Source organism: Mycobacterium sp., assembly GCF_002863225.1.
Taxonomy (GTDB): domain Bacteria; phylum Actinomycetota; class Actinomycetes; order Mycobacteriales; family Mycobacteriaceae; genus Mycobacterium.
In genome coordinates, this window is sequence record NZ_PKEK01000069.1 from 1 (window position 1) to 11,295 (window position 11,295).

General features: G+C 64.6%; 9 protein-coding genes and 2 pseudogenes. 3 read left to right on the top strand and 8 right to left on the bottom strand.

What is annotated here, in order from left to right; genetic code table 11:
• Window positions 1-326: 326 nt before the first annotated feature.
• The gene (locus CYU59_RS21870) at window positions 327-686 is read right to left on the bottom strand and encodes an Rv2640c family ArsR-like transcriptional regulator (protein ID WP_293002639.1); all 360 of its coding nucleotides are present in this window, start codon (window positions 684-686) and stop codon (window positions 327-329) included.
• Window positions 687-789: 103 nt separating this feature from the next.
• Between CYU59_RS21870 and CYU59_RS21875 the strand changes: the two are divergent.
• Both CYU59_RS21875 and arsB read left to right on the top strand, forming a co-directional pair.
• Window positions 790-1,259, top strand: a pseudogene (locus CYU59_RS21875) (ArsI/CadI family heavy metal resistance metalloenzyme).
• Between the two features lie 17 nt (window positions 1,260-1,276).
• Window positions 1,277-2,817, top strand: a pseudogene (gene arsB / locus CYU59_RS21880) (ACR3 family arsenite efflux transporter).
• 320 nt (window positions 2,818-3,137) lie between these two features.
• Here arsB and CYU59_RS21885 read toward each other — a convergent pair.
• From CYU59_RS21885 to CYU59_RS21900, 4 genes are all read right to left on the bottom strand, one after another.
• The gene (locus tag CYU59_RS21885; RefSeq protein ID WP_293002641.1) at window positions 3,138-3,821 is read right to left on the bottom strand and encodes a hypothetical protein; all 684 of its coding nucleotides are present in this window, start codon (window positions 3,819-3,821) and stop codon (window positions 3,138-3,140) included.
• Between the two features lie 520 nt (window positions 3,822-4,341).
• Window positions 4,342-5,226, bottom strand: coding sequence for a DUF732 domain-containing protein (locus tag CYU59_RS21890; RefSeq protein WP_363115149.1), 885 nt, complete (start codon window positions 5,224-5,226; stop codon window positions 4,342-4,344).
• Between the two features lie 51 nt (window positions 5,227-5,277).
• Window positions 5,278-7,497, bottom strand: coding sequence for a cation-translocating P-type ATPase (locus CYU59_RS21895; RefSeq protein WP_293002643.1), 2,220 nt, complete (start codon window positions 7,495-7,497; stop codon window positions 5,278-5,280).
• A 9-nt stretch (window positions 7,498-7,506) separates the two neighbouring features.
• Window positions 7,507-7,785: a DUF1490 family protein gene (locus CYU59_RS21900; protein WP_293002645.1), complete on the bottom strand. Its 279-nt coding sequence runs from the start codon at window positions 7,783-7,785 to the stop codon at window positions 7,507-7,509.
• A gap of 172 nt (window positions 7,786-7,957) precedes the next feature.
• Here CYU59_RS21900 and CYU59_RS21905 point away from each other — a divergent pair, with 172 nt between their 5' ends.
• Complete coding sequence (locus tag CYU59_RS21905) at window positions 7,958-8,332, top strand: metalloregulator ArsR/SmtB family transcription factor (protein ID WP_293002653.1); 375 nt, start codon at window positions 7,958-7,960, stop codon at window positions 8,330-8,332.
• Between the two features lie 23 nt (window positions 8,333-8,355).
• On the opposite strand, the gene CYU59_RS21910 is transcribed toward CYU59_RS21905, so the two are convergent.
• The 3 genes from CYU59_RS21910 to CYU59_RS21920 form a co-directional block, all read right to left on the bottom strand.
• Window positions 8,356-9,063 (bottom strand): YoaK family protein, encoded by a 708-nt coding sequence (locus CYU59_RS21910; protein ID WP_293002655.1) that lies wholly within the window; start codon window positions 9,061-9,063, stop codon window positions 8,356-8,358.
• Window positions 9,064-9,272: 209 nt separating this feature from the next.
• Window positions 9,273-10,205 (bottom strand): cation diffusion facilitator family transporter, encoded by a 933-nt coding sequence (locus CYU59_RS21915; RefSeq protein ID WP_293002647.1) that lies wholly within the window; start codon window positions 10,203-10,205, stop codon window positions 9,273-9,275.
• 164 nt (window positions 10,206-10,369) lie between these two features.
• Window positions 10,370-11,074 (bottom strand): hypothetical protein, encoded by a 705-nt coding sequence (locus CYU59_RS21920; RefSeq protein ID WP_293002649.1) that lies wholly within the window; start codon window positions 11,072-11,074, stop codon window positions 10,370-10,372.
• Window positions 11,075-11,295: the final 221 nt, after the last annotated feature.

An 11,295-nucleotide genomic window follows, 5' to 3' on the forward strand; every position in this document is an offset into this window, starting at 1 on the left:
CCAGCCATGTTTGACACCCGGAGACGTACTTTGAGGGAACCTGGCGCGCCGAGTCCAGCCGTTCGTATGCTGGCAGCGAAGCGAGCTTGGCCCTGCTTTTACACCGGAATCTGGACGCGACCCCCGGGCGGATTCTCAACATCTGCGGGAAAGCGCCCCGACAGGCCACCGCGTTGTCGCAGTCGGCGCCGAATTGTCGAGCGGGATTTCAAAAACCATCGGCAGACCATCAACCTCCACACACGCTGCACCGCGCCGGCGGCGCGAAGCCGTCGCGGTGGCAGCACTGTAGCGGTGTTCTTCGAGGAACTCCGTCACTATCGGAATCAAGTGCAGCACTTAGGATCCAGCGCAGTGCACAGCGCTTCCAGCGCGTCTCGGCGCACCTGGTGAAACACGTTCATTCCTCGCCGCTGCGAGACCACCAGGCCAGCGTTGCGCAACTGAGTCAGGTGATGACTGACCGTCGACTCGGCGAGTCCCAGTACCGCAGCCAAGTCTCCAGAAATTTCCTCACCGGCGGTCGAGCTGAACAGATACGACACGATCTTGACGCGCACCGGATCGGCCAACGCTTTGAGCCGCAACGCGATCGCCAACGCATCGGCGTCGCCCATTGGGCCCGAGGCCACCGGGGCGCAACACACGGGCGCGGTCATATCGATCATTGGCAACGTCTTGGGCATCTGACCATCATGCCACGGCTTGTTGACATATATCGAAAAGGACGGCATGCTGAGGCGTCCCTACGAGTTCGATATATGTCTCACAACCCCGGAGGCTGATCTGATGTCTCGTGTTCAACTCGCGCTCAACGTCGATGATCTTGACAGCGCGATCGCGTTCTACTCCAAGCTCTTTGCGACTGAGCCGGCGAAGGTCAAGCCGGGTTATGCCAACTTCGCGATCGCCGACCCGCCACTGAAGCTGGTGCTGCTGGAAACCCCGGCCAAGGCGGCACGCTGAACCATCTGGGGGTCGAGGTCGAATCCAGTCAGGTCGTGCACGACGAGATCGCCCGCCTCGACGACGCCGGGATGGTCACCGAGAAGCAGATCAACACCACGTGCTGTTTCGCTGCCCAGGACAAGGTCTGGGTCACCGGCCCAGCCGGCGAGCGCTGGGAGGTCTACACCGTGCTGGCCGACTCCGAGGACTTCGGCACCAGCCCCGCACATCTGGACAGCCCGCCGGCCGAACAGTCCGTCTGCTGCACCACCAGCCAGGACACGCCCGCCGATGCGCCGTCGTGCTGCTGAACGAGAGAGAATTACCGATGACTGCCACCACAACTGACACCCAAACCACCGCCGCGGCACAGCTTTCCGCTTTGGATCGCTTTTTGCCGGTCTGGATCGGCCTGGCCATGGCTGCCGGGCTGCCGCTCGGCCGGATGGTGCCCGATATCAACACCGACTTGAGTGACGTTGCCGTGGACAAGATCTCGCTGCCGATCGCGGCCGGGTTGCTAACAATGATGTATCCGGTGCTGGCCAAAGTGCGCTACGACCGGCTGCACACCGTCACCAGGGACCGCCGGCTGCTGATCAGCTCGCTGCTGCTCAACTGGGTGCTGGGTCCCGCCCTGATGTTCACTCTGGCCTGGGCGCTGCTGCCTGACCTGCCGACCTACCGCACCGGGCTGATCATCGTCGGGCTGGCCCGCTGTATCGCTATGGTCATCATCTGGAACGACCTCGCTTGCGGGGACCGCGAAGCCGCTGCCGTGCTCGTCGCCCTCAACTCGATCTTCCAAGTCATCATGTTCGCCGTGTTGGGCTGGTTCTACCTATCTGTGCTGCCCGGCTGGCTCGGGTTGCCGCAGACCACGATCACAACCTCGCCCACCCAGATCGCCAAATCCGTGCTGATCTTCCTGGGCATCCCCCTGATCGCCGGCTACCTCTCCCGGCAACTCGGCGAACAAGCCAGAGGCCGCGACTGGTACGAGAGACGCTTCCTGCCAATCATCGGACCCTGGGCGCTCTACGGGCTGCTGTTCACCATCGTCATCCTGTTCGCCCTCCAAGGCCACCAGATCATCAGCCGCCCCCTCGACGTGGCCCGCATCGCGCTACCGCTGCTGGCCTACTTCGCGATCATGTGGGGTGGGGGCTACGCCTTAGGTGCTGCGCTGCACCTGGGCTACCCCCGCACCACCACACTCGCCTTCACCGCCGCCGGCAACAACTTTGAACTCGCCATCGCCGTCGCCATCGCTACCTACGGCGCCACCTCCGGACAAGCCCTGGCCGGCGTGGTCGGGCCCCTCATTGAAGTCCCCGTCCTTATCGCGCTGGTCTACCTCTCGCTGGCGTTGCGACCCCGCTTCAACCAGCCGACCACATCCACCACCGAAGACGAGCGATGACCGGTCACATCCCCACCGTGTTGTTTGTTTGCGTGAGTAATGCCGGGAAATCCGTCATGGCACAACACCTAATGCGTCACACCGCCGGCGGTTCTATCACCGCACTCTCTGCGGGCACAAAAGCCAAAACCGGGGTCAACGACCTCTCCAGACAGGCCCTTGCCGAACTCGGCATCGACATCAGCGGCCACCGGCCCACTCAGCTGACCGCCGACCTGATCTACGCCGCCGACCTTGTCGTCATCGTCGGCACCCAAGCCCACCTGGATCCGCCGCTCGCAATCAAGCCGGTGAGCACCTGGGACACCGATGAACCCTCGCTGCGCGGCATCGACGGCATCGAGCGCATGCGCCTGATCCGCGACGAAATAGCCCATAACGTCCAAACCCTCATCGGCGAACTTCTAACCGCCCCCACAAGACCCAACTCGTCGGGCCAGCAGTAAATCCCCCCGCGGACCGCCTGCATTCCTTCGACCATCGGCCCCGCTGCCTTATGTTCGTCGACCTCCACCTGGGGCCCGATTGCTCCGTCACACTGGGGCCGATTTACCTTGACACAGCCACACCAGCGATGGGGCCGGCAGTCTGCTGGGCGAGGCTCCAGTTAAGTTGATGACTCGATTCTGCGACTAGCTGGCTCAAACCACGCAACGGTGGTCAACTGTCAACGCGCCGCGAGCGCAATGTCAGCGAAACGTGTCAGGCGCGAGACCCAGCGAGCGAACCGGACGCGAAGATGGGCGCCGGCTTCCGCCGCGGCGCCTCATCGGCCTGCGTCGCCGTTCTGGGGGGTAATTCTGTCCCGCCAGGCGCGTGCACCCAGCCAGAAGCCGGCGCTGGCGACTCCTACACCGATAGCGGGACCGAGCCACCAACCACCGGGCCACGAGAACGAGGCGACCACTGCCACGAAAACCGCCGCGGCCTGCGCGGCGCATAGGTAGCTTTGCGCACCTTTGCTGCGAGCGGCGCTCGAGCCGAGCATCTCACCCAGCCTGCGTTGTCCCCACCCGAAAAACGGCATCTGTATCAGCGCCACTCCGGTAACGACCATGGCGTTTTCCGCTGGGTGCGGCTCAAAACGCACCAGCAGATGGTGCGTTGATTCAGCGACCAGACAGCCAGCGGCCAGCCAGAACGACAGCGCCAACCGTTGCTGCGCTCGCGCCTCTGCGGAGCGGGACAATCGCCGCGATCCGGTGAATCGCCAGAGAATGACCAGGCTGCCGAACGCTTCAGCGGCACCACCTAAGACCCACGCGATCACGGCAATCGAATCTGCACCGCGACCCACCATGACGCCGTTGACGCCCTCAGCGACTACGACCGCCAGGCCCGACCACGCAAGCCGGCGCAACCACTGCGCAGCCCAGCAACGGTCGTCCGGATCGGCAGATGAGTTGACTAGCGACGCTTTTGCACCGCACGCGTAGTCAGCGGTGTTCATCGGCCAAGCTCTGTCGCAGTGACGGTCCGAGGCAGTAGGGGGGCGGTGAATCTAGCCCTGGGCCGGCGGTGGCGTCGTCTTGAACCGGGTGTGGCCGCGCACACGGGCGTTCGAGCGGGTTGCCCGTATACCTGACTCACACGGTAGGCAGTCGCCGCACTCGAGTCGGCGAGCACAGCAGGTTTGGACACGGTGTCCTCCTACACAGGAAAAAAAATCGGGCGCGACACGTTCACACGATGCGGCGTTTGATGGCGCGGTCAAACGGCCTTATTAACGTCGTTATGGACTTGACTACGACCCGTGCTGGCGTTGCGGCTAGTTCTGCACCGCGGCGAAAAGGTTCACGGTGCGCTGTCAGTGAGATAGCTGGTGGGCGCGGGCGCGCCTCACAAGCGGAGCAGACAGAGCCGCGTCAGGACTTGTCGACCATCAGTACCGAGAGAGCGCCAAAAAATTTGACGGTGGTTAGGAAGGATCACCGTAGGCCACGACGGTGCCGCTTCGGCCACGATGACACCTACGGCAGCTTGCCGACTGGACACTGACCGAGAAACGACCGCAGCGACCGATGCCTTCGGACATAGCGATACGGCCGCGAGTTGCGGCGCAACCGCCCGCACCGGTGCGATCGCGGTAGCCACCGTAGAGGGAGAAATCGGGCCGGGTGCGCCGGCCCCGACCTTATTGAGCTCGGCGACGCCCCCCGCAACGATCCATAAACATGCCCCAATGGGGAGCGCCGCTCGTAGGCACCGCCGGTGGGGTTCGTGTTTTGCGATGCAATTAGGTTAGCACTGGCGCAGTCACCATCCGACCCTCGAACTGGTAAGACGTCATCTACCGGCCGGTACTCATCCTGTGGCGCCCGGGTTCCCGGACGAAAGTGCGGGCTATCCGGGCAATACGATCGCACCGCGGCACCAAAGAAGTAGGCGGCGGTGTGGGCTGAGAGGTTGCTGTTTTTGCGCACTATCAAGATCAACGCAGTCGGTGACAGTCCCTGGTCCAGCCCGGTGCACACCCCGCGGCCGGCGGTAATCGTGGCGTCGCGGTCATCGAAAACGATCCCGTGCTGTTGCAACGCCGCCAGGAAGTCGTCGTCGGTGTCATCTGCTGATGCCGACGCCGTCAACGATGGCGTGACAATCGCCACCGACGCCGCGGCGCACACCAGCCAGGTCGTGAGGCGGTGCAAGGCTTTGTTCACGGCGTGCTCAGCGCCAGGGCGCCGCGTCTGGCCGCGCACCCACCGGGGCTCGCGTCGGTGCGTTCCGCTGTCGATGTGCCTACCCGTCTCGAGCAGGTTGCGCCGCGCGGCGTGCGGGCGCCGCAAGGTGATCCCGGTCGCACGTTGGCCCGGTTCGCGCGTGCCCGCGCCGACCTGGGGCGGACGGATACTCACTCCGGGACCGCGTCAAGAATCGGCAGCCGGGACGACGAACCACTGGTGTGCTCAGAGCTTTTCGGCTATCTCGGCCATGTCAGGCTTCGCGCTAGCTCGGCCATTCGCCGCGAGATAATTGCCGTTAGCGATTTGGTAGCGAATCAACCGCGAGCTGTTGGTGACGACCGCGACGGACGAGGCGTTGTGCAGGACCGCAGCCAGCACCGGCGACAGCGCGCCCCCGGCGCCCATCAGCAGGCCGATAGAGTTGACCGCGATCGACATGCCGTAGTTTTGCCGAATTACTTTCACGGCGTGGACCCCGAGATCGGGGACATCCAGCAACCGCTCTAAATTGTCGTTCGCCAAGGCGATGTCGGCGGTTTCGACGGCGACGTCGGTTCCGGCCAAGCCCATCGCGATGCCGATGTCGGCGGTCGCGAGCGCGGGAGCATCGTTAACCCCGTCACCGACCATGCCTACGACGTAGCCGTCGGCTTGCAGCTGACGAACCACGTCGAGCTTGTCGTCGGGCAGCACTTCAGCGCGCCACTCAGTGATACCGAGCTCTCGCGCAACGACTTCCGCAGTGTCCGGGTGATCGCCGGTGAGCATCACGATGCGTTCAATTCCGTTGCTGCGCAATCTATTCAGTACGATAGGTGCTTCGGCTCGGACTTCGTCGCGAAGACTGATCAGGCCGACCAGTGTGCCGTCGACCGCAAGCAACAGCGGAGTTTCGGCCTCTTTGCGCAGGTCGTCAACCCACTGCCCCGCTTTCTTGGACACCTTGACGTTCTCCGCGCGCAGCAGCGACGGACTGCCCAGCAGCAGCACCCGGCCGTCGGCCCAGGTGCGCATGCCCAGCCCAACCAGCACCTCGCACTCCTCGTGCGGTGGGATGATGATGCGGCGCTCCTCAGTGGAACGGATCACCGCCTCGGCAAGCGGGTGACGAGAATGGATCTCTGAGCTGGCCGCATACGCCAGAACCTGTTCGGGTTGCCAATCTTTGTGCAGAGCAATGACGTTGGTGACAACGGGACGTCCCACCGTCAACGTGCCAGTCTTGTCGAAGACAATGGCGTTGATACGGCCGGCCTGCTCGAGGTGGGATCCCCCCTTGATCAGGATGCCGCGCCGAGCCCCGTTACCGATGGCAGCGCTGATCGCTGTTGGCGTCGACAACCCCACCGCACACGGGCAGGCGATCAGCAGCATCGTCATCGCGCGGCGCACATCGCCGGTGAGCACCAGGGTCAGCGCGGAGACAATGAACGAGATCGGTACGAAGCGGCGGGAAAATTTTTCGCCTACCGTCTGAATGGGTGCGCGGTCGTTCTGAGCCTGTTCGACGCGGCTGATGATTCGCCCGATCGTGGTGTCGTCGCCGACAGCGCTGGCGCGCACCACGAGTCGTCCGCGCACGACGACCGATCCGCCGTGCACAGAGGCGCCGGCGTTCAAGCTGACGGGCATCGTTTCCCCGGTGATCGCCGACTGATCGACCACCGCCTCACCGTCGACGACTTCGCCGTCCACCGGTATCGCGACATGGTCGTAAATCACGACCTCGTCGCCGATCGCGAGCGTGTCGATGGGCACTTGCACTTCACTGCCGTCGGCGGCCCGGATCCAGGCGGTGTCAGCGGTGCCGCGCAGCAGGTCGGTGATCGCCCGGCGGGTGCGACGCAAGGTCAGTTCTTGCAGATATTCACCAATATTGAGCAGCCAGAGCACGGTGAGCGCGACCACGTTCTCACGCAGCACCATGCTGGCGACGGTGGCGACAGTGACCAGCGTGTCGGTACCCGCCCGCCCGGAGCGCAGGGAACGCAGCGCGCCGCGGAAGAACGGATAACCCATGAAAACGGTGGCGCCGGTGGCGATCAACTGGGCGTTGCGGCCCAGTAGTGGAGGCCTTCGGAATCCGTAGCGACGGATGCCGAGCAGAACCAACGCCGCACCGCCGATCGAGATGCGTAGCACCTCGGCGTTGTTGACATCGGCCGACCGGGGCGTGCGCGCCGGGATCAGCTCAGCAGCAACATCTTTGGCAGCCTCGATCGCAGCCACGATTGTTGCCCGGTCGCAACGCCGCGGCGAGTACCACACCACCACCGAACCCGTGTGCGGGTAGGCGTGTGCCGCCCGCACACCGACCTGCTTGTCCACGGCCTCCTCGACGGCTACCGCGCGCCGGGAATTCGATCGCACCCAGGGCACGTGGATTCGCATGCGCCCTGCCGCATCGGACAAGACGTCCACCGCCGAATCGCCTCCGCTCATAGTTGTCGATCAGTGGTCGTGGTCGTGGGCAGCCCCGACCGCCGGCGGGGGGGCTTCCTCGCCGACGCGCTCCCGGGCTTCGGCAACCACGTCAGCGACACGCAACCGCGCGGATTCGGCGGCCACCTCCGCGCGCCGCGTCCCGCGTAAACCCAATTCCGCCGCCGCGACCGACGCCCGGCGAAGCGGGGCCTTTCCGACCGCTTTGCGGACCAGTTCGTAGGCGCCGACACCGACCACTCCAGTGACGACCGTTCCGGCCGCTTTAGCGGCAAACCCGTACAACATCGTTTCAACCTCCTCATTGCGGCAACCAGCTGCCGTAATATATAAGCATATCGCTATATGATGATGGGTCAACGGGGTGCGCGGACGTGGATCGAACTCACAGGATCTCACCGGTGTCGTGGCCGTTGAGCAACACCGATCACCCCACGCGGCTATCGGATCGACAGCCGTGATGCACTCGCCACCGGATAGCGATGACTTGCGCGGCGTTGACCCCGAGCACGCGGAATCGATCCGGGCGGCGGTCAGCGATCGGGCACGAATCGCCCGGGCCGCTGAGGTGGTGCACGCGCTGGCAGATCCGACACGACTGACGATCGCCGCGACGCTGCTGCAAGGCCAGCGGCTGTGCGTCGGCGATGTCGCATGGATTGTCGGGAAACGTCAGAACCTGGTGTCCCACCACCTACGGCTACTCAAGAACGCTGGCCTCGCCACGTCGCGCCGCGACGGTCGGCTGCAGATGTTCGAGCTTTCCGAGCGTGGACGGCTCCTCGTCGTCGCCGCCTTGGCGCTGCCTACACCGCGGCGTCGACCACCATGGTGACCGTGCGGTCGGGTCGCCGCGTTTCAGGTTTGGGCGCCAGCGGGTCCGCGGGGAACGTGGCAACGACTGTGGACCTGCGTGACGGCGCTGAGCAGGACGCACACCAGCGCGGCGGCGGCGATCATCTGTGATCCGCTCACGATCAAGCTGATGCATCCGCCGATCACGGCGCCGGTCACGAAACTACCCCACAGCAGGAAATACCCGAGCCAGTCGCCGACCTGACCTCCGCTAAGGTGGCGTTCAATCCCTTGACCGAGCTTGACCAGTGTCCCCGTGACGTAGCTCAAGGGGATTGACACCTCACCGTTTGACACGAACGACGTGTTGAGCGATCCGATCCCCAGCGCAACGAAAACGACCGGGACGAATGAGACCTCCTTGGTGTTCCAACCGTCGACGGCGATATCGACTGCAGCCGCCGTCACCAGGAACAATGCCGTTAACACCGTGGGCCCATGCGGTGTGGCGCTGCGCCACAAATGACGCCGACACAGCGACGCAATCACCACCCCGGCGACGAACGCCACTAACAGCACCCCGGCAGCGATAGCAATGGAACGCTGACCGCAGAAATACCCCACCACCGCGCGCTCACTGTTGCCGGTCATGAAGGTGACGAAGTACCCCGCCGAATGCGTGAACGCCGCCGCCCCGATCAACCCGGCCACCGCGGCCAGTACCCAGGACAGACGCGCCGTGTTGCAACAGATGTCACGTAACGTCGGCACGTGACGCGACGGCGACCGCACCTCATTGCCCACATCGATGAATACTTGCTCGCTCATAAACTGCGCACCCCCTTCAGGTGTCAAACCATCGTCACGACACACCGAACCCGCCACACCGGGGAGACTCACTGACACCGTGACCGTGCGAATAAGATGAGCGCTCACGGAGGCGCCGACACCTCGGTAACCGCTCGTCGACGGGCGAACACTCAGTCGTGCCCGGCCTCGCAGTGCGCGCAATCGTCTGCGGCGTGAGCCGAGGACGCGTCGGGCAGGTCGAGTTGTAGCGTGCTGTGCTCAATGCCGTGTTCCTGAGCCAACACCTGGGCCAGCTCGCGCTTGATGGCGTGATAGTCGCTGTCGGCGGCGATAACGACATGCGCCGACATCGCCGGCGCCCCTGTGGTGATCTCCCAGACATGCAAATCGCGCACCTGCGCCACCGCGGGATGCCGGGCCATCGCCTCCCCGATTGCCGCCGGATCGAGATCTCGAGGCGCAGCTTCCAGGAAAACCAAGCTCGCGGCGCGCACCAAACCGACACCTGCTCTGACCATGAGTGCGACCACCACCAGGGTGGCAATCGCATCGGCGCGTGCGTAGCCGGTGAACATCATCACCACCCCCGCAACCGCGGTGGCGATGAAGGCGTACAGATCGGTCAGGATGTGCTGAAAGGCGCCCTCGACGTTCAGGCTGGACCGATTGGCCCGGCTGATCATGACCGTCGCGGCCACGTTCACCGCCACCCCGACCAGCGCGGTGACCAGGACAAGCGTTCCCGCGACCGCGGGCGGTTCTATCAGCCGGCGCACCGCCTCATAGCCCAGCCACCCGGCCAGCACTAATAACGTCACGCCGTTAGCCTGCGCAGATAAGACCTCTACCCGCTTCCACCCGTATGTCATACGCCCGGCGGCGGGCCGCGCTGCAAGCCGAATCGCCCACAACGCCAACGCAATCGAGGCCGCATCGGTGAGCATGTGCGCCGCGTCGGAAATCAGTGCCAGCGAACCGGCGAGCACCCCCACCACTACCTCGCCCAGCATGAAGGTGGTGATCACCGCCAATGCGCCCGCCAACCACCTCCGGTCAGCGTCCGGTGAACTAGGGCCGTGACTGTGACCGTGACCTCCGCTCATCAGGACCGCCCTTTCTCTTCTCCGCCGAATAAGCGCATTTCGGGGAATATATGCGTATATTGCGATATGTGCAATTATCCGCAGCTGAACTTCCGGTAAACGGCCGGCCGATCGGTGGTGTCACTAGCTCGGTGACGTCGTAACGGCCACGCGACGTGCCGGCCTCAACACCCGCAGCCGCGTCCGCGCCACACCCGCACGCCTTGCCACACTCCGGCGCCGGCGATACCGAGACCGATGGCCGCGTCGAGCCACCACGCGCTCGGCCACCGAGATGTGACGATCAATCCGCCGAAGACAGCGGCGGCTTGTGCGGCGCACAGATAGCTCTGGGTGCCCTTGCTGACAGCGGCGGCCGATCCCAGCAGGGAACCCAGCCTGCGCTGGGCCCAGCCCAGCACCGGCATCTGTAGCAGCGCGGCGGCGGTGACCGCGATGGCGATCGCTGTTGGGCGCGGTTCGTGCTCGGTCAGCAGATGGTGTACGGATTCGGCCGCCAGGTACGGCGAGCTCAGCCAGAACGACAGCGCCACACCGCGCTGAGCTCGCCGGTCGGCGGCAGGCGAGAGCGCTCGCGCACCGCTGAATCGCCAAATGACCGCCAGGCTGCCCAACGCTTCGGGCGCCCCGCCCAGCGCCCACGCGATCAGCGCGACAGAGCCTGCCACCAGGCCTTGCCAGACACCGACGGCGCCTTCGGCTACGACGAGCGTCAGGCTAATCCAGGCCAGCTTCTGCGACCACCGCGCCGCCCAGCGCCAGCGCAGCTTGTCCGACTGCGCGACGCCGTCCGCCGGAGCATCCGTAGTGTCGCAGCAGTCGTCGACGGGGCCGGTGTTCAGGCGATCATAGGCATCGACAGTGCTCATGCGTCGCGCTCCGCCGCCGCGATCGCGACCACGGTCAACCCGTGCGCCGAGGAATGCGGTGGGGTACGCACTCTCGATCGTGTTGCCTCAGAACGGAAGGTCGCGTCCAGATTCCGGTGTAAAAGCAGGGCCAAGCTCGCTTCGCTGCCAGCATACGAACGGCTGGACTCGGCGCGCCAGGTTCCCTCAAAGTACGTCTCCGGGTGTCAAACATGGCTGGG

Excerpts from the sequence above, each read along its gene's own strand:
- CYU59_RS21870 (WP_293002639.1), bottom strand. The coding sequence starts at position 686 with ATGCCCAAGACGTTGCCAATGATCGATATGACCGCGCCCGTGTGTTGC.
- CYU59_RS21900 (WP_293002645.1), bottom strand. The coding sequence starts at position 7,785 with ATGTTGTACGGGTTTGCCGCTAAAGCGGCCGGAACGGTCGTCACTGGA.
- CYU59_RS21915 (WP_293002647.1), bottom strand. The coding sequence starts at position 10,205 with ATGAGCGGAGGTCACGGTCACAGTCACGGCCCTAGTTCACCGGACGCT.
- CYU59_RS21920 (WP_293002649.1), bottom strand. The coding sequence starts at position 11,074 with ATGAGCACTGTCGATGCCTATGATCGCCTGAACACCGGCCCCGTCGAC.
- CYU59_RS21905 (WP_293002653.1), top strand. The coding sequence starts at position 7,958 with ATGCACTCGCCACCGGATAGCGATGACTTGCGCGGCGTTGACCCCGAG.
- CYU59_RS21885 (WP_293002641.1), bottom strand. The coding sequence starts at position 3,821 with ATGAACACCGCTGACTACGCGTGCGGTGCAAAAGCGTCGCTAGTCAAC.
- CYU59_RS21895 (WP_293002643.1), bottom strand. The coding sequence starts at position 7,497 with ATGAGCGGAGGCGATTCGGCGGTGGACGTCTTGTCCGATGCGGCAGGG.